Below are 23,293 nucleotides of genomic sequence, written 5' to 3' on the forward strand. Positions count from 1 at the left end.
CCCGCTAATTTACTACATTAGTTACTACAGTAGTTGCTGTACTAGCCGTACTATTTTCCAAAACCGCCCTGACACCCGTCAGCGCATTCTGTGCCTGCACCTGCCCAGCTTTAACAGACTTGCCGTGAATGGCAGCCAGGCGCACTTGCCTGCTGCTGCCAGGTGCCATATGAAAATAATTATCTTCCGGGAGCATGCCCGGGATTTGTATGCACACTGCCTGAGCCAGTTTTTGCGTACTCAGATGCAGAACATGGTTACCATCCGGATCCAAACTACAATGCGCACGCAAACCCACATCGGCCTGCGCTGCGAATTGATGACCCTGCGGGAAATGAAAGTCATTGGCGATGATCTGCTCGCAGTCATACAAAACAGTCTCCACCACATCATGCCCCGCGGGCCCGAAGCGATAGGCATAGCTGGTATCAATAAAATGCGGCAATAGCGCATAGTCCTGCACTTTGCTTACACTATGCGCCGCCACCTGCATGGCAATGCGGCCATGGGCCACGCGGGTTTCTGACTGCCGGTACAAATTCAGTTCCAGCTCACCCTCGAATGCCTGCGGTCCGTCATTGATGACGTGCAGGCAGAGTCCATTCAAACCTTCGTCAGTGATCAGCACGGTCAGCGCTGCCATGGCGCGCTTCAGATAATAATAGGCCGCCTTGGGTTTGCCATGCGCATCAATGATGCCCCAGCCTGCACCTGGCCGCAGGTCCCGCCAAAACCAGATCAGGGCACCATGACAGGTCGAACCACTGCGACGCCATTCAGCGATAGTTTTCGCCATCACTTCACCGGTCGTACTACGTGCCAGTGACAGATAGCGTTCACGTTCAGCATAGCGCAGGCTGGCTGGATTTACCTTATACAGCTCTGCCATATAGTGATCGCGCACGTCTTCAAAATCCCAGCCCGTGCCATTGTCACGTGGAATGCCTTGCTTCCATGCCGGATGCGGACCTGGTGTTTCGCCATTGTTGAGCATGCTGTCGATCAGATCGTCGTCGGGCATATTCGAAAAACCCAGGCATTCTGAGGTAAAGCGCACTACACTGCGGCGTGCATCATCAAGTGGCCGCAGATAGGCACCAACACCAAAGTAATGAGCAACGCCAGTATCAAGCTGGAAAGGCATCACACCACCACTGGGGCTGGAAGGCCAGTACTGCACATCGGGCCTGTATTGCTCACACAGCGCAGGCAGGGTCTCTGCAAAAAATGCATTACGCCAGAGTTCTGCAGGCTGGCCCAGCATGGCTGCCTGTTGTTCCACTTCGCTATTGCCGCAAACAATGGCAATGCAGGGAGAGTGCTGCGTACGCTGCAGGAATTGTTGCACTTCGCTTGTGATACTTGCTGCAAAGGCCTCATCACTGACCGGGTAATCCATGTTGGCAAACATGCAGTCTTGCCAGACCAGGATGCCGAGTTCATCGCATAGCTGGTAAAACTCTGTGCTCTCATACACCATGGTGCCGACCACACGCAGCATATTCATCCCTGCATCGCGTGCCAGCGTCAGCATGTGACGTAAATCAGCGGCTTCATTTTGCAGGGAGATGATATCAACAGGCGTCCAGCAGGCACCACGACAAAATACAGAAACCTGATTCACATGCAGATGAAAATCGCCATCACGCTGATCCAGCTTTATATGACGGAAACCCGTATGTCCAAGATCAATAACACACTGATGATCAGCAGAATGGATGTGCAATTCCAGTGCATATAAAACCGCATCACCATGCGTATGAGGCCACCATTTTTTAACTTCTGCTATGTGGCACAGGCCAAGAATGCGGTACTGGTTCTGACCCAGACTTTGCCAGTTCAGTGCGTAGTCTTGCCCGCTTATCTTGATGGTACAAGATGACAAGGCTTGCCTGCTTTGCACAAGTAATTCGATTTCCAGTACACCATCTGCACCAGCAATCCTGGAGCTTATATTTTTTTGTGTAAGTTGTATGGCACTTTGCAATTCCAGCAGGATGGGCCGGTATGGGCCGACTGGCGCAACCAGTGGTGACCAGCCCGGCATGCGTCCCAGCAGGCTGGTGCGCATCCAGCGTAATTGCTGTTGTTCGACCAGCCGCGTTTTCCAGCGCGGGCGCGGGCGGCGTTGTGCCAGTTGGGTATTCAAGGCCAGGAAGCGCAGGCTTAAACGACCTTTGCCACTGATGGCATGCGCAGCCAGATCAAGTCTGTGGGCGATGAACATATTCTCGCTACGCAATATCAGGCTGTCATTCCAGTAAACTTCTACATGCGTAGCCAGACCTTCAAAATGCAGGCGGGCAGCATTGTCAGGCAAATCCAGATCGCAGAAATACCAGACATCAACCTCATCGAAATTGTCTTTGCCGTATTCAAACTGCCCCGCAACACGCAATGCGCTGGCAATAGTGCCAGGAACTTGCGCCGGTATTTGCACAAACAATGCAGCAGGCAAAGTGGATGGCGAAATCATGCTGCCGCCAGTCACCTGTACGGCATGCCAGCCAGTATTAAGTGGAATGAATATTTTTTCTGTCATGTATGCAATTCACTGGCCAGCCAAACTGTTATCAAGTGCTGTCATACCCTGTTGCCAATGCACCGCCAGTTGTTCCACCAGCGGTGCCAGGTCCACCGCTTTTTTACCCATGACTGCTCTGGCGGTTTTCAACAGGAGGGTCTTGGTGACTTCGGAAATGGCATCAAATTCTATTGCTGCCTGTTCAAACTGCAAGCCCTGATGTTGCTGCAGCCAGCGCAGGTAATGCGCACCCAGGCTAAAGCCTGCACCGAGTTGACGCAGGCAGGCAAATGCATAGGCATGATAAGCCGCCATGCCCTCTTCTTTCAATTGTTCTACATCGCGGATAAAGACCGGCAGGAACAGGCTGACAGGGTTATTGCGCGGGCGCCTTGCCAGGTATTTGCGCAGGAGTGGCAAAGAAATCGCGGCCAGTTCTGCATCCGTCTTTTTCTGCACCTGATCAAGGCGTACAAACTCGGCAAACAATGGCATGAATGCCGCATCATGCGGCTTGCCTATCCTGAAGGTTTCTACAAAATCTTCGCCCTGTAATTCATGATAGCTGCTGTTATGGAAGTAACCGAGCTTTTGCTGTTCAAGATCGATTTCCTGTATCGCTATCGTGGTCTTGACGTGATTCGTGCGGTAGTCTGTGCCTGCGGTATCCGGCAGGTAAAATGAATCTGTTTCTGTCAGCACCAGGCGGCCACGGTCCAGCTGTACCATGGCATTGCCGAGCAGGCCGCGCCAGACATTGAGTTCCTGCACATCAATGCCATACAGGGCAAACAAGTCTTCATGCGGTGGTTTGTAAAACGTCCACTGATCACCATCAAAATCATTGGCAAATACCATGGGCAGGCATGCCAGCGGGTTCAGTCCCTGCGCATGCAAGACTTCTATCCAGACATCGATATAGCAATTGGTTTCTGCCCAGGCGCGGTCGGCACCATGCAGGGCATGAGGCTGATAGGTACTGGCAATAATCGGCTGTAAAGCGTGCAGGCTCATGACCACAATATGTCGCGAGCAGTTTGGGGCCAGTTCTCTGGCTGCATGCCATGCGTCTTGAACAAGGCCATGACTATGCGTTCCAAGCCAAAACCCAGGCAGGCAGTGTGAGCCAGTTCACCATTCTGCTGATAAATCTCAAACAGTTTGCCGAAATGATCCTGGTGATAATTGAAGGAACATACCGCGGTCGGTTTGGCTTCGGAGATCACTGGCACCAATACTTCAAACTTCAATTGCTGTTCACGCTGGTTTGCTGCCAGCATGCGGCCACCACGGCCAAAAAAAGGATCGGAGGCGACATCTGAATGCGCAGGCAAACCCAGGGATTTTAAAATATCCAGGCCGCGCTGCAACCAGACATCGCGCCAGGCTACGACCATGTCGGGCGTGCCGACACGGACAAATTCACGCACGCGGAAAGACTGCATGCGGGTAGGCTCAGGCGAGGGCTCATTCCTGAATACCCAGTTTTGCATATCCACCAGACGGCCTTCTGCCGGAATAGTGCCGGTGAAGCTTGGATACACCGGGTAGCAGGCAGCGGGCGTCAGGCAGACTGCAGTCATGGTTTGCAAATGCGTCCATGGGCGGCCTTCATGGACGTTTTCCATGAGTTCTTTATGCTGTGCTTCATTGCCGGTAAAACTGAAAATGGTGCCCGCCAGTTGCGGGAAAGAATCCAGGTATTCACTACGTTCCAGCACCTTGCGGTCCAGACAGGGCGGGAAAGAAATTTTGACCGCACCATCATTAGCAGCCACGCGGCTGACATAATCATCAAAACGGTGCAGCACATCTTCAAACACCGGGCCGCGACCAAAAATGCCTTGCACACCGACGGGGATGATATGCCCGGCGGCGACCAGATCATCGGTCAGGCCTTCAGGAGAAAAATCGATAGACATGGTGTCCTTCCTAATCGTCTTTAAGTACCAGCAGCAAGTTGGCATTGGTGGCAAGGATGCGGTCATTGCCGACCATGATGGCGGCTGAATGTGCATCGCGCAGGTGGCGGCTCATGCTGAACTTGCTGTCGTTCTTGTAGCCAAGGATGCCGCAGATGGACAAGGCCTTGGTGACTATATTCGGCAAGGCCTGGGTTGCATCTATCTTCAGGTTATTCATTTTCAGTGAATAACCCATGGAAGTCAGCGTGCCAACCGCCGCGTCATCTGCCACAGACAAAGTTTCATACTCGGTCAGACAGGCCTGTACTGAAGTACGCAGGCTTTGCATCATGCTGACCAGTTCTGCCAGGCGCAGCGCTGTCGGCGGCACTGTGCCTGGATTGGCACGGGCCTGGCCACGTACAAAGGCCCTGGCTTTATTGACTGCGGCTGCGGCACAGCCCATCCAGCAACCACCCCATAGCAGATGCGATACCGGCACCACGGTTTGTGCTGACATGTCACCAAAGGGGACATCGATAATCTGCGCCACATCGCCAACAGAGCTCATGAGGAAGGGCGGGCTGCAAGTGCCGCGCATGCCCATGGTGTCCCAGCCACCTTTTTGTTCCAGCGTGTAATCGGCTTTGCGTACCAATATCAATGATTGATCGCTATGGGCCGCATCGGGATTGCGTCTCGCAGTCACCAGTAAATCATCGGCCTGAGCACCGTAAGAAATCGTGGTCGCATCCTTGACTAGCGTGAAGCTCTGGCCATCCACCTCCACCGCACAATGACTGCGGCGCATTTCACCACCGACACCAACTTCTGAAGTCACAGAAGCAATCAGATACTGATGCTGCACCAGTTCGCGCAAATAATTCTGGTACCAGGGATTATCCAGCGCATGACGGACTATGCTGATCACCTGTATCTGGTGCATGGCATAGATCATCGCTGTCGATGCACATTCACGCGCGAGGGTTTCAACGATTTCTACCAGTTCACTCAGGCTCGATCCGGCACCACCCAGCGCCACCGGTACATAGGCGCTCAGTAATTTCTCTCGCTTGAGGGCAGTCACCGCCTCCAGCGGGAAGCGCGCGTCCTGATCAACTGCATTGGCATGGGGGGCGGCAAATTCTTTGGCGACCAGTCTGGCCGCCAGTATCATGGGAGTGGCCGGGGTATCCATATCATGCCGTCAATTCTTGTATCGCTGCGTGGATGGCGTTGATGCTTTCAAACACGCTGCGCTTGAGCATGCGGTCGGGGAATTCGAGATCAAAAGCATCTTCCAGTGCCAGCATGACATTCACGCTGGCATGTGATGTCATTCCTGCTTCATACAGGTCGGCATCCTCTGCGAGGGCATCAATATCGGCAGAAAATTTGCCATGCTCTTTTAATACCTGGCGTATCTGTTCTTTGCTCATGGTGACCTTTCTTATCTTTTTTTAGCGAACAAATTTTTTCGAAATTAATTCGAAAATAACTCGCAAACGCGCTTGAACGGCACACCTGTCACAGGAAAAGAACTGAAGGAAAACATTCTCATCCATGGTCGCAATGAGACAGCAGCGGGCATGCCTTAAAGTTAACAGGATAGCCGAATGCCTATACAACCGAAGTTAAATTTGGTTACGTTTTACTTGCCACAAAGAAAGAGAAAATACAGGAAACTCTGTACTGAAAATTGTCCACCCCACCTGCACCTGCAGGGGGCGGACAAAGAAAAACTTGAGGTCGGTATGTAGAATAAAACTGAAGAAAAAGCGATTTATTTGGTGCGCAGGATCAGGCTGTTATTGGCGTCTTCCTTGTATGCATACGAGACCTTGCCGCGCCTGATTTCCCCTATGAAAAGCATGTTCCTGGCGACTGCTTCATGATCGTTTTTCGAGAAGGGCTTTTTATAGCGCGAGATGACGGTGGAAGTAGTGTCGTACTTCATGTCTTCGAGTGCCATTTTGATCTTGTCACCATCCGTAGAATTTGCTTGCATGAGTGCCAGGGTCAGCATTCTCAGGGCATCATAAGTCTGTGCGGCTGATACAGCAGACGGGATGGATTTAACATTATTTATACGGAAGTAGTTGAGGACAAATTCATTACTGCGGCTGCTGGCGTCATTTTCTATGAAGGTCACCGGCATGCGCGCACCTTCGGCATTATTACCAGCGAGTTCAACAAAGCTACGTTGCGACAGGGTCCAGGAACCTGTCAGCGGCACATTGAACTTGATCTTGCTCATGCCATTGGCAACCATGGCAGCCTCAGAACTCAGGCAGTACAGCATGACCACTTGCGCACCAGCCTGCTTGGCCTTGGCCAGTTGTGCACTCATGTCCTGGTCACCGACCTTGAAACTCTCGACCGCGACGGGTGTGATTTTACGATTCTGCAATTCAGCCATCAGGTTTTCCTTGCCAAAACTGCCGTAAGGGCTGTCATCATGCAGGATGGCGATCTGGGTCAGCTTGCGCTTGTCGATGACGTCGGCCAGTATCACTGATGGCTGCAGATTATCACTGCCAGCGAGACGGAATACATAACTGTCAGGGATGGCTGGTGGCATGAATTGCTTGGTCACGGCAGCACCGGTGGCGGCGCTGATGATCAGCGGCTTTTTACTTTCCTGGAAAACCTTGGCCGCCTGCAGCACCACGCCGGTATTGGCATAGCCGACGACAGCGACGACCTTTTCCTTGTCTATCAGTTCTTTTGCCATGGCGGCACCGATGTCAGGCTTGGCCTGGTCATCACGCTCGACCAGTTCTATGCGCCGTCCCATGACACCACCTATCTGGTTGATGTCTTGCAGGAACACCCTGGCACCACCGCGTATGCTTTCACCCATATCGGTAGAAGATTTACCGGTAAACGGGCCTATGATGCCTATGCGTATAGGCGCTTCTTCAGCATGAGAAGTCGCTGGCAAGGCCAGTGTCAGAAAAAGTCCAGCTATGAGTGCAGAAGTAATACGCATACCTGAGTCTCCAAAATAATTGTCTGTTTGCAATAGTTTGCATCAACTTGGCCTGTTAAGTATGAGATTTTCATGCTTGCTTACAATTTTCAGACAGACTTGCCTGAAATTGAGAGAAATGGCACATTACACAGGCAAGCTTGGCTTATTCGTCCATTGAAGCACCTTTCCCCAAAATTCATCATGCATCCAGCCCATCTGATACACCAGGCAGCAGAGCTCATCACCCAGGCAGACAGCCTGGTGATTGCGGCTGGTGCAGGCATGGGTGTCGATTCCGGCCTGCCTGATTTTCGCGGCAGCGAAGGCTTCTGGAAAGCCTATCCGGCGCTGGGCCAGGAAGCCATCCCCTTCTATGAAATTGCCAACCCGGCAGCTTTTCGCCGCCGTCCTCTGCAAGCCTGGGGCTTTTATGGTCACCGGCTGGCGCTCTACCGCCAGATCCGGCCCCATGCGGGCTTTGACCTGCTCAGGCAATGGGGAGCCAGCAAACCCCACGGACAAAGCGTGTATACCAGCAATGTAGATGGGCATTTCCAGCAAGCCGGGATGGACAATGCGTTGATCCATGAATGCCATGGCTCCATCCATTATCTGCAATGCCTGCTACCTTGCCGTGACAGCATCTGGCAAGCAGACCAGTTTATGCCAGAAGTCGATGAAGTCAATTGCCAGCTCATGAATACTGCGCCGGTCTGCCCGCATTGTGGCGGCATGGCCAGGCCGAATATCCTGATGTTTGACGATGCCGACTGGAATTCACAAAGGCAGCAGCAACAGGCAGAGCGGCAATCAAACTGGCTAAGCAAGGTCAAACGTCCTCTGGTCATAGAAATCGGGGCAGGCACGGCTGTGCCCAGCGTGCGCAATTTCAGCCAGCGCATGCAAGCCCATTTTGGCTGCCGCCTGCTGCGTATCAACCTGCGCGAACCGCAAGTACAGTATGCCCAGGATGTAGGCCTGGCCATGGGTGCGCTGGAAGCACTCAGTGCGATACAGGCGGTGCTGCAGCAAGAAGAATAAACTCAGGCGATTTGCCTGCCGTCACGCCATGCAGCGATGACAACGGGCAAGTTATCCAGCATGCGCACGCGGATAAAATCTGCCTTCAACCCCACTGCGATCTCGCCCCTGTCATGCAAGCCCAGTGCCCGCGCAGGGGCACGGCTGACGGTGGCAATTGCCTTGGGTAAAGCATAGCCATCTTCCTGCAACATGAAAGCTGCCTGCAACAGACTGGCCGGTACATAGTCGGAAGACAGGATATCGAGCAAATCATGCCTGGCCAGTTCGCCAGCCGAGACATTGCCTGAATGCGAGCCACCGCGCACGCGGTTGGGTGCACCCATGACGATGGCAAGGCCTTGCTGCCGCGCCATCTGCGCCGCCAGCAGGCTGGTCGGGAATTCTGAAATACTGACACCGTCAGCCACGCCTTCATGCACATGCTCTGCGGTCGTATCATCATGTGAAGCCAGCGGGATAGGTTGCGCATGTTGCTGGCATCGTTGTATGACGAGCTGGCGGTTTTCTGCCACATGACGCTGCTGGCGTTCCAGCAATATGCCCAGCATCTTGTCGACTTTCTGTTCACTCCAGCCGCGCTTGCCAGTCACATAAGTACGGTAATGCGCGAGGTCTGTCCATTGACGCTGGCCAGGCGTATGGTCCATCAGCGATACCAGTTTGAGCCTGTCATCCTGCAGGAAGGGAGAGAAAAGGTCCAAGAGATCCGGCTCTGCCAATTCCAGCCGCATGTGCAAAAAATGCTGAGCACGCAATAAGCCAGCCTGTTCTGCAAGCCGCAAGCCTTCTACACAGGGTTTCAGGGTTTGCATGCGCACACTGTCAGGGTCGATGTCACCTACCGCTATTGCGTCAAGCACGGTAGTAATACCTGAGGCTGCGATTTGCGCATCATGCGCGAGTATCGCGGGCATCACGGGCCAGTGCACCTTGGGGCGTGGCATCAGGTGCTTTTCCATATTGTCGGTATGCACTTCGACCAGGCCGGGCAACAGATAATCGCCCTGCCAGTCTTCACCTGCCAGACCTGCTGCACCATCCGCCAGTTCACTGATCTTGCCATGATGGACGAGCATGGAGCCACTAAACATATTATCGGCGGTGACGATGCGCGCGTTGCGTATTGTTAACATTGCGGTGGAAATGAGACTGGAATCAGGGGAAGAATTCATGGTGATAATGAGCTGTCGGTATGCCGTCACATTAGCATGATTTTGCCCATGAGCCAGCAAGGCCAGACACAATTACAGGCTGTTCAGCAATCCATATCAAGAAAACATCTTGTTAGCTTAATCATCACATTTAAGCAATATAATTTTACTTTTTTTACTAAATCTTGTTTAGCTGATGCGCCTCAATTTCATACTTTGTCTTGTACCATGACTGTTAGAGTTAATTTGCAAGATGCGTAGACTCTCGATGTTGATCACATAATAACGGGTGGAAAATATGATGCGAAAAGCAATTGGTGGCATGACCGCCATGATGTGCCTGGCCCTGCCCCTGCTGGCACAAGCAGGCGATACCTTAGGCAAAATACGCAAAACCCAGACCCTGGTGATAGGTATACGTGAAACTGCACCATTTTCCTATACGGATGAAAACAAGCAGCCTCTCGGCTACTCTGTCGATCTTTGCATGAAGGTCGCAGATGCCATCAAAAAAGAACTCAAGATGCCAGCGATGAAAATACAGTTTTACTCTGTAGATTCAACGACACGCTTCAGCGCCCTGCTGGAAGACAAGATAGACCTGGAATGTGGCAGCACGACCAATAATGCAGAAAGACGCAAGAAAGTCGCATTTACGATTCCACATTTCTTTTCCAGCGTACGCGCTCTGGTGAAAGCCGACAGCGGCATCAAGAACTGGCCGCAATTACGCAACCGCACTGTAGTCACGACCAAGAGCACCACCACCGTCAAACTGCTCAATGACAGGAACGACACCAGCTCACTGAACATCAAGCTGGTAGAAGGCAATAGCGACCAGGATTCATTCAGGATGGTAGAAGAAGGCAAGGCCGATGCCTTCCCCATGGATGATGTCTTGCTGTACAGCCTGCGCGCTGAATCCAAGGCACCAGCATCCTTCGCCATTGTCGGCGACCCTCTGTCTATCGAGCCTTACTCCATCATGATGCGCAAGGATGATCCTGCTTTCAAGAAAATCGTCGATAACGAGATGCTGAGGCTCATCCATGAAAATGAAATCTACCGCATCTATGAAAAATGGTTTACCAAACCGATCCCACCGAAGAACATCAACATGAATATGTCCATGGGCTTCTTGCTCAGGGATTCTTTGCGCTTCCCTACGGATCAGGTTGCTGACTGATCTACGGTAAACATAGGCATGACAAGATATGCCCTGTATTTTGCCCCGGAAGCCAGATGGTGGCAGCAAGGCAGTAACTGGCTGGGGCGCGATGCCGCCAGCGGCCAGTTACTGGCCCAGCCCATTATTGTCGGCCTGGATGCAGGCTTGCAACGACAACTGAGCAGCGACGCACGTCGCTATGGTTTTCATGCCACGCTGAAAGCACCTTTCCAGCTTGCAGAAGCTTTGACAGAAGCAAACTTGCGCCAGGCCCTGCAAGAATTTTGCGCTCAGCAAAGCATCATCCAGATAAATGCGCCACAGGTGCAATGGATGGGCAAATTCCTGGCTTTGCGAGCTACTGGCGACCAGACCGTGCTGAACGATTTTGCCTTTGCCTGCGTCCGCCACTTCGATCATTTTCGTGCGCCCATGAGTGCGGCTGAACTGGCACGCCGTCAGAAAATGCCATTGAGCGCCCGACAAAATGAATTGCTGCTGGAATGGGGCTATCCGTATACTGCAGAAGAATTCCGCTTCCACATGACGCTGACGGACAGGCTGGATGCAGGGGCAATTGCAGACAGTCTGCATACTGCTGCGATCCAGCATTTCAGTCTGTCAGAACCCCTGGTCATTGATGGTATTGCCCTGTTTATAGAGCATGAGGCTGGTGCAGATTTTGAGCTGCTGGCGCGCTTTCCATTTGGATGAATCGCGAATATCCCCCTCACATTGCGTATCTGGCGACATGCTCAGCCAATAAGGCCAGCGCATGGCGCACCTTGGCAGGCTGCTCATCACGACGTGGCGTAATTGCATGCATCACCAGGTCAGGCAATTTCCAGTCCGGCAAAACCGCTACCAGGCTGCCATTCGCCAAAGCCTGGTGGTCATCTTCACTGACTGCAATGCTGATCCCCCAGCCAGCTACACATAGCGCATGCAAGGCAGTGACCTGGGTAGCCCTGATCCTGACTGGCAGCTTCATTTCAATGTTGGCCCTGTCTGGGCCTGACAACTGCAAATGACGGCTAGATGCGCCACCGAGCCAGACATGTTGCTCCAGGTCCTGAGGATGCTGCGGCCAGCCATGTTCATTCAAATAGGAAGGCGCTGCGCATAACTGGGCAGGCATGCTGCCCAGCTTGCGTGCCACCAGACTGGAATCGGGCAAATTGCCTACCCGCAGCGCAATGTCTATACGTTCATCAATCAGGTCAACCACGGCATCATCCACCAGCAGGCACAAACTCAGCTTCGGGTATTTTTGCAGCGGTGCCAGCGCTTGCGCCAGCATGCCACCAAAGCCTATCGGTGCGGCGATACGCAATTCACCCTGCGGCTCATCCCTGTGGCGGGCCAGCGCCTGCTCGGCAGAACGGGCAGCGGCCACCATGGCGGCACAACCTTCAAAATAGCGCGCACCGGCTTCTGTCAGTGTCAGTTTGCGGGTTGAACGATGTAACAAGGACAAGCCCAGGTCAGCTTCCAGCGCCCGCAAATGCTGGCTGACTGCAGACGGCGTCATGCCCAGCTTGCGGGCTGCACTGGTCAATGAACCCGCGCTAACCACTTCGGCAAACAGAGCCATGCGTTTGTACTGTTCCATATTTACTCCACACAAATCATCAATTTATTAGCACAGCTTCACAGTGTTAGTGATTTTTACCATCTATTCAATAAATCATGAAGCATTCAAACTATAAAGCATATACACACAAAGGAGTTTCAAATGAAAATCGCATTAATTGGCGGCACCGGTTTTGTAGGCACACCCGTTTTGGCAGAATTGCTGAGCCGTGGACATGAAGTCACCCTGCTGGTACGTAACCCATCCAAAGTAGCAGCGCAAGCCGGTCTTAGCGTGGTAAAGGCAGATGTACTCGATGCAGCACAGGTCACACAGGCGGTAGCCGGGCAAGATGCCGTGGTCAGCGCCTACAACCCTGGCTGGGGTGAAGCGCAAATCCATGATCTGTTCTTGCAGGGTACACAAGCCATCTTTACCGGCATCAAACAGGCTGGCGTCAAACGTTTGCTTGTGGTTGGTGGCGCAGGCAGCCTGTTCGTCGCACCTGGCGTGCAACTGGTGGATACACCTGAATTCCCGGCAGAATACAAACAAGGCGCACTGGCCGCACGAGAAGCCCTGAATCTCATCAAGAAAGAAGATTCACTGGAATGGAGCTTCCTGTCGCCACCGATAGGCCTGGCACCCGGCGAGCGTAGCGGCCAATACCGGGTAGGTGCAGACAATCTGCTGCCCGGCGTTGCTGATGCACCTGCGGGTATATCTGTACAGGATCTGGCTGTTGCTATCGTGGATGAACTGGAAACGCCGAAACACATTCAGAAGCGCTTCACCGTCGCCAATTAATTTTCTTCTGATTACCTATCATGCCCAATGCAATTTCGACTACACCAGCATCAGTGAGTGCCAAAGCTGATGAAAATACTCAGCGCAAATTTTTATATGCCGTCACTGCACTGGGTTTGGGTGCATTTGCGATAGGCACAGGTGAATTCGCCATGATGGGCTTGCTGCCTGAAGTAGCCAAAGACCTGGCGGTATCCATACCAGAGGCTGGCCACGTCGTCAGTGCCTATGCCTTTGGTGTGGTCATCGGTGCTCCCTTGTTTGCCGTGCTAACAGCCGGTTGGCCACGCAGGACTTTGTTGATCGCGCTCATATTGCTATTCGCTGCCAGCAATTTTGCAGGGACGCTGACTACCGATTTCCTCTCACTGAATATCGTTCGCTTTATTGCTGGCCTGCCGCACGGTGCCTACTTTGGTGTCGCCACGCTGGTCGCTGCCAATATGGTAGCACCACAAAAACGCGCCACGGCGGTCGGCTTGGTCATCCTGGGCCTGACCAGTTCCACCCTGCTTGGCGTACCAGCAGCAACCTGGCTGGGGCAGACTTGGGGCTGGCAGGCTGCTTATGTTTTTGTCGCCTCGCTGGCGGTAATCAGTAGTGTCGCAGTGTATTTCGCCGTACCAGATGTGCTAGCAGCAAAAAATGCAAATCCCGGAAGCGAGCTCACTGCGCTGGCCAACAAACAGGTCTGGTTGACGCTGGGCATAGGCGCGGTCGGATTTGGTGGCATGTTTGCCGTGTTCAGCTATATCAAACCCATACTTACGGAAGTAACGAAACTGTCTGCTGACGTCATCCCTTTGATACTGTCACTGTTTGGAGTAGGCATGGTGGTGGGCAGCATGCTGGGTGCGCGTCTGGCAGACAAAAATCTGTTGCATGCCATTGCTGGCCTGTTGCTGTGGAATGCTGTGGTTTTAGGTGGTGCCTCTATCGCGATGGCATATACAATATCAGCAATCATCTGGGTATTTCTACTCGGCACCCTGGTCGCTATCGGCCCAGCCTTGCAGATACGCTTGATGGACGTGGCAGGTGATGCGCAAACCCTGGCCGCTGCCCTGAATCATTCTGCTTTCAATGTCGCCAATGCACTCGGTGCCTGGCTGGGTGGCGTGGTCATCACGATGGGATATGGCTGGACCTCAACTGGCTGGCTGGGCGCATTGTTGGCACTGGGTGGGCTGGCTGTCTTTGGACTGTCGATTAGAAAATAAGGTTAGAAATAAGGTCAGTATTCAGTCACCTCAAAAGCAGTCTACAATGAGAACAGAGAAATGGAATAAAGTCCGGCTCGCTATTGTCAAGGAGAGTGCACATGTCCATCACACCAGAGCAACTGCAAGAACTGATGAAAGAAGTGGAGCAGGAAGACCCGATAGATTTTGCTGACCTGCCCTTTGAAGAAGATGAGCTGCGCGCCATCACTGCCCAACATCTGTGCGACATGGCAGATGCGATGAAAAACTTCAGCAATGAAGACAGGCAGGTCACCTTGCTGGCAGTCGCAGCAAAGCTGGTGCTGGAAAATCTGGTCCTGCATGTGCAGTTATTGCGCCAGCATGACATCCCACTGAGTCAGCAAGTCAGCAGCCTTTTGCAAAACATCAAAAAGAAATAAATCATTCACCATTAAACCGCATGCCTGAATCCACACTCGCTGATACCAGACCAGCACGCCAGTTCCTGCTCATCCCCGGCTTCATGTGTGATGCCAGTTTATGGAAATTCATGTTGCCCGGGCTGGAGCAACTGGGGCAAGTGCATTTCGCTGATCTGAATGAGGGAAACAGCATAGAAGACATGGCAACACGCCTGCTCCCGGTATTGCCTGACAAGGCCATCATCATCGGTTTTTCTCTGGGTGGCTATGTAGCGCGCCATCTGACATGGTTGGCGCTTCAGCAAGGAAAGTCGATAAATGGCCTGGTTTTGCTGAACACCTCAGCACGCGCCAGCACAGCAGATGAAGACAATAAAAACCGTCAGCAAATCAAGCTGCTCGAACATTATCCCTACAAGGGCCAGACCATGACAGCCCTGCGCCGCGCCCTGCATCCTGAGCGCCAGTATGATGCTGTCATGCTGGCACATTTGCAGGCCATGTCACTGGCACTCGGCAAACAAGTCTTCTTGCAGCAACTGTCCATCGTACGTGCCGATGGTCATCATGAACTGCCTGAAATTACTTGCACTGCGCTGGTCGTCGCCAGCAGGAATGACCAGATGCGCACATTGGCAGAATCAGAAAAACTGGCCAGCGGTTTGCCATATTCCAGCCTGCATATCGTTGAAGATTGCGGTCACATGTCGCCCTTGGAAAAAGCACCGGAGCTGATAACTGTGCTGGACAACTGGCTCAAGCGCAGCAGACTTTAACTCACCGAACTGGCCTTGATCGCAATCACCTTCTTCTTTTTCTTTGCCAATGCTTCTTCATTTTCATGCAAGGATGCTCCCCAGAACTTTGCGAGGCTGGGACCATTCCTGATTTGCCTTGTTTTAAACAGGTATTCAGCAATTTCATGGAACCAGACGCGCCTGCCCATCCTGGTATACCAGCGCATGGCATGGGCAAATGCCGGGTCGCGGCCACTGAGTATGCGCCAGATTGCTTTTGGCCTGGCCTGCATGATGACTTCCATGGTTTTTACCCACAGTATCACGCGCCAGGGCGGTACTTTATTAGTGGCCAGTACCTGATGCTTGTAATCCCATTTGCGGGTATCGGTCTGTATGACGCGACGGTTTTCCACGGTAGGGAAATAAGACGTCCAGCGATGTGGTGTCACGTACAGCATCTGTATCTGGTCAGGATCGTAGCGCAATAAATGTTTTAATGAACGCCAATAGTCAGCATCGGTTTCTTCTTCAAAACCCACCACATAAGTCGCCATGGAGACTATGCCATGCTGGCGCAGCAGGCGTATGGCTTCCTGGTCTTCGCTGGTGGTGCCACCTTTCCTGATATTTTTCAGTACTGCCTCGTCATAGCTTTCTATACCAAGCAAGAAGCGTATGACACCTGCTTTTTTGTACAAATGCAGGATATCGGCATCCCGTACGATGTCACCCGTGCGGGTCGAGCCTACCAGGGTCAGTGGTACGTTCTCGGCAATCAGGGCTTCCAGAAAAGCCTTCCAGGCTTTGCGGGAACCAGTCGGTAATTCATCGGCGAAATTGATCAGCTCTACCCCATGTTCGCGATAGAGGCGTGCCAGTTCCTGGGCAAACTTGACAGGATCACGGTGACGCCATTGCGTCCAGAAACCACGCTGTCCGCAGTAGCTGCACAGATAGGGGCAACCACGGGAAAACTGCACGACCACGGCGCGCATATTACCCCAATAGGAATAACGACTATGGTCTATGAGTTCCCAGCCGACGCGATAAGCATCAAGCTTTTCTATCATGGCCGCAGCGGGCGTGGCAAAGGGCAGGCCATCAACGCGCAGGGCAATGCCATCGACTGCCTGCACGTCAGCGCCTGCGCTGAGGGCTTGCACCAGCAAAGTAGTCGTCCGCTCCCCCTCACCCTTGACGATATAGTCGATAGCGGCACACTCATTGAGTACGTCTTCCCAGTGATAGGTAGGAAAAACACCACCATAAATCAGGCTGATATGTGGCATGCGCTGCTTCAGCATGCCTGCCAGTTCAACGATAGTGACATGCACGGAAGTAGAGCCGGAATGTCCCATCATGATGATATCTGGCTGCGCAGCCACCGCATGAGCCAGGATAGCTGGCAAAGGCATGGGGCCAAATTCAGCATCCAGCAATTCCACCTCAAAGCCAGCATCTATCAAAGGCCCACCGACGCTAAGCAAGCCTAGCGGCGGCAATTGCTCACGCGGTATGCGGCTGCCTATGGCAGTATGCGGAGGATTGATCAGCAGTAACTTCTTTGCTGGCTGCTGTCTGGCTTTGAATGGCAATATATTGTTGTTCACCGTGATGTCTGTAGCTGAGTGGTCTTGCGCTACATTCTACATCCACACTGCCTGGTGCTGCCCCAATACTGGTGCAGGCAATGCAAAATGCGCGGGTGTCACGCTCATTTTTTCTACCGGCGCAATCGCCTGCACTTCTCCAAAACCTGAGCTTGATGTCTGTAAAAAACCGGCGATTTCATCTTCTCGCAACTCTGCAGCATTTTCATGCAAACCACATCTATGCATGGCTTGCAACCAACGCCCTGTCTGCGCCAGCGATACCCTGACTTGCCAGCTACCGCCTTCTACAGCACGTTTTTGCAGGGCCAGCATGGTTGCATAAGCCAGCAAATAACCTGTTGCATGATCAAGTGCCTGGAAAGGCAGCTTGCCTGGCGCTGCATTGCCAGCCGCCCGCCCTTCGGCATCGGCAATGCCACTGACAGATTGCACGAGGCTGTCAAAGCCACGCCGGCTTGCCCAGGGGCCGACATGGCCATACGCCGACAGGCTGACGTGTATCAAGCCCGGATTCAATGCGCATAATTCTTCCGCAGAATAACCAAGACCAGCGATAGCGCCAGGGCGGTAAGCCTGCATGAAGACATCCGCACCGCGTATCAGTTCATGTAGTTTCTGCCGTGCATCAGCGTTTCGCAAATCCAGTTGTGCTGAACGCTTGCCTCGGCCAGTATCGAGCACCAGCGGCATGATATTTGGCAGATGTGCTGCGCTGATGGCCAATACATCAGCACCATGTTGTGCCAGTGTACGCGCACCTACGGGAGCGGCAATCACTCTCGACAAGTCCAGCACACGCACACCACTCAGAGGGCGCTGCCCGCCTTGCTGACCTATAGCTACGACGGGGCCATCAGCTATCCTCCTGACTTCAAACAATGGCAATTCAGCGATAGCCTGTGCCTGCGGATGTGCCTGCCACTCTTGCTCTGTACGTATCATGGCGGCACACATGTCTGCATCAGCAAGCACCTGCTCCAGCTCAGCTGCTTTCCAGCCTTCAATGGCTTTGGCGACTGCGGCGCGCTCTTCGGCACATTCTAGGATCGCCAGCACACCATCACGATGATGCGGAAAATTGGTGTGCAATTGTATCCAGCGGCCATCTCCGGCCTGGTAATAACCGGCAATCTTGCTCCATGGGTCATCAGCAGGTTTGCCATTGATGCTGAGATAGCGGTCGCTCTTGAACATGGCCAGGGCGTGCCTTCTGTCTATCGTGATTTTTTGCGCAGTACCACCACGTGCCTGCCATAGTTGCGCAGCCATCAGGGCTTGTACGGCTATGCTGGCAGCGGACACATCACCGACCGGAAAAATTGAGGGCAGTTGCGCGCTATCACCACTGAATGTTACCTGCTGCAAAGCCTCAGACTCACCACCGCCCATTTCCCACAAGGATGCCAATAATGCTGCTGCCGACATGATGCTCTCCCCAATAAAATCAAATTAGCGCACAATGCGATAAACCGTCCATGCAGGCAGTCTAGGATCTGTGTGTGGACATGGTCAATCTTGATTCTGCCTATCAATATAAATTAATCGTGGATAACACTCTTACTGCCAGACAAGCCGCCGAATTGCTCGGCATCAGCCTGCCGACCTTGTATTCCTATGTCAGCCGCGGTTTGCTGCAATCGCACCAATACCAGGGACAAAGAGCGAAACGCTACTTAAAGGAGGAAGTCTTGCGCCTGCTGGCCCGCACCACTGATAGCAAGCGCGCAGGCGGTGCAGCAGAATCAGCGATAGACTGGGGGGTGCCTGTCCTTGAATCCAGAATCACGCAGGTGACTCATGGCAAGCTGTATTACCGTGGTCACGCAGTTGATGACCTGGCAAGCACACATACGCTGGAACAAGTCGCACTGATTTTGTGGGACAGCAACATCCGCCCGATCTCCCTCAAACTTGTTTGAATGATCTGACTACGCTATGGCCCAAACTGCTGGACTTGACGCCGCACCTTCCACCCTACGAAAGAGCCATCTGCATCTTGCCTCTGCTGACTAACACAGTAGAGGAAATGCCAGGCATGCATACTCACCAAAAGGCCATGTTATGGATGCACCTGACCGCAGCAGCACTATTGGGTATCGCACCTGACTATCAGGCATTTCATCAAAAACTTGCGGCAGCATGGCAGTTGAATGAGGATCAAACAGAACTGGTACGCGCGGCCCTGGTTGTTAGTGCAGACCATGAATTGAATGTATCGACGTTTACCGTGCGTTGCGTTGCCTCTGCGGGTGCGAATATGGGCATGGCATTGGTGGCAGGGTTGGCTGCGCTCTCGGGCCCCAAGCACGGTGGTGAAAGTCTGCGCGTCAGCCGCATGTTGCGTGCGGCAATGGCGACACCGCCAAGTGACATAAGCAGCTTCTTGTCAAAACGCCTGAGTAAGCATGATGCGCATGAGCATTTCTCACCCAGGCTGCCGGGTTTTTCTCATCCGCTTTACCCTGATGGCGATCCACGCGGTGCCCTGCTGATGAAAATGCTGGACAGGAACAGGCATGCAGGCTTGTTTGCCATTGCTGACATGGCAGATGACCTGACAGGGCAAAAACTGAATATAGACTTTGGCCTTGTTGCAATTGAAATTGCTTGCCAGTTACCACCAGGTGCCGCGCAAATCCTGTTTGCACTGGGCCGCACGGCAGGCTGGATAGCCCACGCGATGGAGCAGATAGAAACCGGCCAACTGATACGCCCGCGTGCCAGGTATGTGGGCAAGTTTCCTGACATTGGTGCCGTATAGATCAGGGTTCTGTAGCAGGTAGATTGGGCTCATCTGGCGTATACGCCAATATATCGCCAGGCTGGCATGCCAGCACTTCACAAATTTTTTCCAGGGTATCAAAGCGTATCGCCTTGGCCTTGCCAGTCTTTAATACGGACAGGTTTTGTGGCGTGATATCGACGAGCTCAGCCAGGGTATTCAAACGCATCTTGCGCTGGGCGAGCACGACATCCAGATTAACAGTAATAGGCATCGCGTCCTCAGATAGTCAGTTCAGCTTCTTCATTGAGATCAACACCTATTTCAAGTGACCATAGCAAGAGCAGGCAGGCACCCAGCCAGATAAGTTGGTCAAATGATTTGCCCAAAAAATAAGTAAAGCTGCCAGTGGCTTCGTGACCTGGATAGACATAGCTCAATGCTATCGCAATCAACTCCACCACGAACATGATAGCAACCAGTACCAGGTTAATGTTGAACGCTCTTTTTGCATGGAACACTGCCTTCTTGTTGAAAATTTCCCCCTCATGAAAACAGGTCAGCAACTGATTGATATGTATCAGTACCAGTTCTATCATGCCAAAGAAAAACAGTGAGGCCAGTACGGCTACTACTTTCAATTCTGTACTCAGGCCTTCCCGCAATTGAGAGAAAAAACCATTTTCGACGACGACCGCTTTGGAAAGATAGCCCATCACCGTCAAGTCACCCGAAGATGCCAGCATGACGATAATTGGCAAGGCAATAGCCCCTATTCCGACAACGATCATGGTCAGCACGTTGAGGAATAAAAAATACCTGCTCAACTTGCGAATATTGCTAATCCTGGCATGTTTCTGAACTTGCATTTCGAACTCCTGATTGAATTAATGATGAGAATTCTACGCCAACAAATTCGAAATACAAGATTTATTTATCGTTTGTCGATAAATAAATGCCGAAATATAATAAATCACAAGAATCAGAGAGACAAAAGAAAAAGGGCTGCATGAAGCAGCCCTTAGCAAAAACCAAGTTCAAATCACATCATTACCAGGCGTAAGCAGCCTTCGCATAGTAGTAACGGCCATTGAAACCATAAGGCGAGAATGTGGAATAAGGCAGGGTTCCACCAGAATTCAAATTACCTGCCGATGTCACCTGGTCAGGATATTTGTCAGTCAGGTTATCGACACCAGCACTGATAGTCCATTTACCCAGTTTGACGCTGGCGGCCAGGTCCAGCACTGTATTGGCGCTGTATGTCTGGTCCAGTGCGACACTATTTTGTGGTGAGACAAAGCTACCGTAGCGGGTGACCAGGCCATGGATATTCCAGTTGGCAAAGGCATAGTCAGCAGAGATGCTGAATTTGTCTTTTGGTGTTGCCTCAGTTGCGCGGTTAATGGTTTGCCTGTCTATCAGCAAGAGATTGTTTTGCGTCAAAATCGCCGGATTGGCGGCAACATTTTTGACCGTTGTGTCATTGTGATTGTAGGCCACGGTAAAGCCCAGCTTGTCTGTGCCAGACAAGGGGATCTGATAAGAGCCAACGATATCAACACCACGGGTCTTGGTATCAAGCGCATTGGTGAAATAACGCGCTGCACCTACCAATACACCTTGCTGCGCCAGTACACTTTGCAAAGCCGCAGGCAAGACCAGGTTACCAGAATACAGGATACGATTATCAATATCGATCTGGTAAGCATCTATGCTCAGTGTCGCATTCTTGCTTGGTTGCAGGACTGCACCAAGGCTGTAGTTACGTGATTTTTCTGCTTGCAGCGGTACTGCACCCAGGGCCTTGGCAGCAGCCGTGGCAACGCCAAAAGTACCGGTATCCACCAGTTGCGATGTACCGTTGATGGTGATCAGGTTAGTCGTGGATATCGTGTAATTCTGTTGCGCCAGTGAAGGCGCGCGGAAACCATTTGACGCCGCAGCACGCAAGGCAAATTCTTTGGTGAATTCAAAACGTCCAGACAATTTTCCAGAAGTGACGCTGCCAAAATCACTGTAGTTTTCATGACGCAAAGCCAGCGATGCACTCAGTTGCTTGCTCAGTTCAGCTTCGATATTGGCATAGATGGATGCGCTGTGGCGGCTGAAGCTTCCTGCATTCGAAGGCTGGAAACCAGAGAAGCCCTGGGCACCACTACCGAAATAAGAATTCGCCTCACCCGCACCAATTTCATATTGGTCGCGGCGGTATTCTGCGCCAACGGCCAGCGTCAGAGGATTCGCCAGGCCGGCAAATTCAAATTCTTTCGCTGCATCAAAGTTTGCCAGGGTCTGGGTATTTTTCAGCTTGCCTGCATAAAACTTCGTAGGGCTGGTGGCACCCAGACTCAGGTTGACGGTATTGTTGACGTCGAGACTGAATTCGCTGGAACCATAATTGACGCTGGCATCCCAGCGCCAGCCATCAGTACGGCCCTTGATACCACCGACAACAGACACGTCAGTATTCGTGCCCGCTTCATTCGGCAAGAAGCCATTTGGGTACAGCGGGGTGCGCAAAGTCGTGCCTGTGGTGTAGGCTGTGCGCCAGGTCGCGGCGGCATCTGTGCTGCGGCGGCTGTAGTTGGCAAAGCCGTACAATTCCAAGTCTGTTGCCAGTGCCAACGAGGCATTTGCACCCAGATTGGTTTGTTGCAGTTTGGGGTCGCCCTGTACCTGATTGACTCTGCCATACAGAGGTTCCAGCGGATTACGGAAATCAGCACCAGCGCGGTTGGTTTCATTCTGGTTGCGCTGTTCTGCGGTAAAACGCGCCCAGCCCTTGTCGCCCAGTGCCGTGCCAAAGTTGGCGCTCAAACTGCCCTGAGTACCATCACGCTTGCTGTACTGACCGCCACCAAACTGCACTTCGCCACCATTCGCCCCTTTTTTGAGGATGATGTTGATGACACCGGCAATCGCATCTGAACCATATTGTGCTGCTGCACCATCACGCAAGACTTCTATCTTTTCAATCGAACTGATAGGGATAGTATTCAAATCAGCCGGTGAAGAACCGCGCCCCGCCGTGCCATTCACATTCACCACAGCCGAGGTATGCCAGCGCTTGCCATTCACCAGCACCAGAGTCTGATCAGGTGACAAGCCGCGCAATTGTGCCGGACGGCTGGCAGAAGTGCCATCTGCCACAGCAGGACGCGGGAAGTTCAGGGAAGGCAGCAAACGGCTCAATACCGCGGCCAGTTCACCGGAACCAGTCGATTGCAAGTCTTTGGAAGTTAATATATCAACCGGCGCTTCAGAGTCAGACACTGTTCGCTTGATGCTGCGCGTGCCAGTCACAATCACGGTGTCTGATTGTGGCGGGATAATTTCTTGTGCCTGTGCAGACATGGCAGATAAGGCAGCCAACAAGGCTGTTACCAGCAAGGCATTTCGTCGCTGCGGCAAGTCTAAGGTTGAATTTGAAGTTACTTTCATACAGGATCACTTTCTATGCTAAT

At 52.5% G+C, this 23,293-nt stretch carries 22 protein-coding genes; 9 read left to right on the forward strand and 13 right to left on the reverse strand.

Annotation, left to right across the window (positions count from 1 at the left end):
- Window positions 1-4: 4 nt before the first annotated feature.
- From UNDYM_RS25635 to UNDYM_RS25660, 6 genes are all read right to left on the reverse strand, one after another.
- Window positions 5-2,542 (reverse strand): glycoside hydrolase family 2 protein, encoded by a 2,538-nt coding sequence (locus tag UNDYM_RS25635; RefSeq protein WP_162043664.1) that lies wholly within the window; start codon window positions 2,540-2,542, stop codon window positions 5-7.
- 9 nt (window positions 2,543-2,551) lie between these two features.
- Window positions 2,552-3,538, reverse strand: a complete 987-nt coding sequence (locus UNDYM_RS25640) for a DUF1839 family protein (RefSeq protein ID WP_162043665.1) — start codon at window positions 3,536-3,538, stop codon at window positions 2,552-2,554.
- Window positions 3,535-4,446 (reverse strand): amino acid--[acyl-carrier-protein] ligase, encoded by a 912-nt coding sequence (locus tag UNDYM_RS25645; protein WP_162043666.1) that lies wholly within the window; start codon window positions 4,444-4,446, stop codon window positions 3,535-3,537. Before UNDYM_RS25645 ends, UNDYM_RS25640 begins: the two co-directional genes overlap by 4 nt.
- A 10-nt stretch (window positions 4,447-4,456) precedes the next feature.
- Window positions 4,457-5,626 (reverse strand): acyl-CoA dehydrogenase family protein, encoded by a 1,170-nt coding sequence (locus UNDYM_RS25650; protein ID WP_162043667.1) that lies wholly within the window; start codon window positions 5,624-5,626, stop codon window positions 4,457-4,459.
- Between the two features lies 1 nt (window position 5,627).
- The gene (locus tag UNDYM_RS25655; protein ID WP_162043668.1) at window positions 5,628-5,867 is read right to left on the reverse strand and encodes an acyl carrier protein; all 240 of its coding nucleotides are present in this window, start codon (window positions 5,865-5,867) and stop codon (window positions 5,628-5,630) included.
- A 344-nt stretch (window positions 5,868-6,211) separates the two neighbouring features.
- Window positions 6,212-7,420 (reverse strand): ABC transporter substrate-binding protein, encoded by a 1,209-nt coding sequence (locus UNDYM_RS25660; protein ID WP_162043669.1) that lies wholly within the window; start codon window positions 7,418-7,420, stop codon window positions 6,212-6,214.
- A gap of 183 nt (window positions 7,421-7,603) precedes the next feature.
- Between UNDYM_RS25660 and UNDYM_RS25665 the strand changes: the two genes are divergently transcribed.
- Window positions 7,604-8,443, forward strand: a complete 840-nt coding sequence (locus tag UNDYM_RS25665) for a Sir2 family NAD-dependent protein deacetylase (protein WP_162043670.1) — start codon at window positions 7,604-7,606, stop codon at window positions 8,441-8,443.
- A gap of 2 nt (window positions 8,444-8,445) precedes the next feature.
- Here the strand turns inward: UNDYM_RS25665 and UNDYM_RS25670 are convergent, their stop codons facing one another.
- Window positions 8,446-9,618, reverse strand: coding sequence for an alpha-D-ribose 1-methylphosphonate 5-triphosphate diphosphatase (locus UNDYM_RS25670; protein ID WP_162043671.1), 1,173 nt, complete (start codon window positions 9,616-9,618; stop codon window positions 8,446-8,448).
- Between the two features lie 280 nt (window positions 9,619-9,898).
- On the opposite strand from UNDYM_RS25670, the gene UNDYM_RS25675 reads away from it, so the two are divergent.
- Both UNDYM_RS25675 and UNDYM_RS25680 read left to right on the forward strand, forming a co-directional pair.
- A complete protein-coding gene (locus UNDYM_RS25675; RefSeq protein WP_232063594.1) occupies window positions 9,899-10,783 on the forward strand; it encodes an amino acid ABC transporter substrate-binding protein in 885 nt (294 codons plus the stop codon).
- Between the two features lie 18 nt (window positions 10,784-10,801).
- Entirely contained in the window at window positions 10,802-11,479 is a 678-nt protein-coding gene (locus tag UNDYM_RS25680) for a DUF1045 domain-containing protein (protein ID WP_162043673.1), read from the forward strand.
- Window positions 11,480-11,495: 16 nt separating this feature from the next.
- Here the strand turns inward: UNDYM_RS25680 and UNDYM_RS25685 are convergent, their stop codons facing one another.
- On the reverse strand, window positions 11,496-12,377 hold the full coding sequence (locus UNDYM_RS25685) for a LysR family transcriptional regulator (protein WP_162043674.1): 882 nt from the start codon (window positions 12,375-12,377) through the stop codon (window positions 11,496-11,498).
- Between the two features lie 123 nt (window positions 12,378-12,500).
- Between UNDYM_RS25685 and UNDYM_RS25690 the strand changes: the two genes are divergently transcribed.
- From UNDYM_RS25690 to UNDYM_RS25705, 4 genes are all read left to right on the forward strand, one after another.
- A complete protein-coding gene (locus UNDYM_RS25690) occupies window positions 12,501-13,145 on the forward strand; it encodes an NAD(P)-dependent oxidoreductase (protein ID WP_162043675.1) in 645 nt (214 codons plus the stop codon).
- 20 nt (window positions 13,146-13,165) lie between these two features.
- Window positions 13,166-14,365, forward strand: coding sequence for an MFS transporter (locus UNDYM_RS25695; protein WP_162043676.1), 1,200 nt, complete (start codon window positions 13,166-13,168; stop codon window positions 14,363-14,365).
- Window positions 14,366-14,466: 101 nt separating this feature from the next.
- Complete coding sequence (locus UNDYM_RS25700; protein ID WP_162043677.1) at window positions 14,467-14,769, forward strand: hypothetical protein; 303 nt, start codon at window positions 14,467-14,469, stop codon at window positions 14,767-14,769.
- A 20-nt stretch (window positions 14,770-14,789) separates the two neighbouring features.
- A complete protein-coding gene (locus UNDYM_RS25705) occupies window positions 14,790-15,527 on the forward strand; it encodes an alpha/beta fold hydrolase (protein WP_162043678.1) in 738 nt (245 codons plus the stop codon).
- Here the strand turns inward: UNDYM_RS25705 and bchE are convergent.
- Both bchE and UNDYM_RS25715 read right to left on the reverse strand, forming a co-directional pair.
- Window positions 15,524-17,101, reverse strand: coding sequence for a magnesium-protoporphyrin IX monomethyl ester anaerobic oxidative cyclase (gene bchE / locus UNDYM_RS25710; protein WP_197740955.1), 1,578 nt, complete (start codon window positions 17,099-17,101; stop codon window positions 15,524-15,526). The genes UNDYM_RS25705 and bchE overlap by 4 nt on opposite strands.
- A gap of 36 nt (window positions 17,102-17,137) precedes the next feature.
- Window positions 17,138-18,529 (reverse strand): CoA transferase, encoded by a 1,392-nt coding sequence (locus tag UNDYM_RS25715; protein WP_162043679.1) that lies wholly within the window; start codon window positions 18,527-18,529, stop codon window positions 17,138-17,140.
- A 119-nt stretch (window positions 18,530-18,648) separates the two neighbouring features.
- Between UNDYM_RS25715 and UNDYM_RS25720 the strand changes: the two genes are divergently transcribed.
- Entirely contained in the window at window positions 18,649-19,023 is a 375-nt protein-coding gene (locus UNDYM_RS25720) for a helix-turn-helix domain-containing protein (protein WP_162043680.1), read from the forward strand.
- Between the two features lie 116 nt (window positions 19,024-19,139).
- A complete protein-coding gene (locus UNDYM_RS25725) occupies window positions 19,140-19,865 on the forward strand; it encodes a citrate synthase (RefSeq protein WP_162043681.1) in 726 nt (241 codons plus the stop codon).
- A 1-nt stretch (window position 19,866) separates the two neighbouring features.
- Here UNDYM_RS25725 and UNDYM_RS25730 read toward each other — a convergent pair whose 3' ends face one another.
- The 3 genes from UNDYM_RS25730 to UNDYM_RS25740 all read right to left on the reverse strand — a co-directional run bounded on the left by UNDYM_RS25730 (window position 19,867) and on the right by UNDYM_RS25740 (window position 23,270).
- Window positions 19,867-20,100, reverse strand: coding sequence for a helix-turn-helix transcriptional regulator (locus UNDYM_RS25730; protein ID WP_162043682.1), 234 nt, complete (start codon window positions 20,098-20,100; stop codon window positions 19,867-19,869).
- A 7-nt stretch (window positions 20,101-20,107) separates the two neighbouring features.
- Window positions 20,108-20,695 carry a DUF2975 domain-containing protein gene (locus UNDYM_RS25735; protein ID WP_162043683.1) on the reverse strand — a complete coding sequence of 196 codons (588 nt, stop codon included), beginning with the start codon at window positions 20,693-20,695 and terminating at the stop codon, window positions 20,108-20,110.
- 181 nt (window positions 20,696-20,876) lie between these two features.
- Window positions 20,877-23,270: a TonB-dependent siderophore receptor gene (locus tag UNDYM_RS25740; protein ID WP_162043684.1), complete on the reverse strand. Its 2,394-nt coding sequence runs from the start codon at window positions 23,268-23,270 to the stop codon at window positions 20,877-20,879.
- Window positions 23,271-23,293: the final 23 nt, after the last annotated feature.

The sequence above is a fragment of the Undibacterium sp. YM2 genome, from assembly GCF_009937975.1.
In the GTDB taxonomy this organism is placed as follows: domain Bacteria; phylum Pseudomonadota; class Gammaproteobacteria; order Burkholderiales; family Burkholderiaceae_D; genus Undibacterium.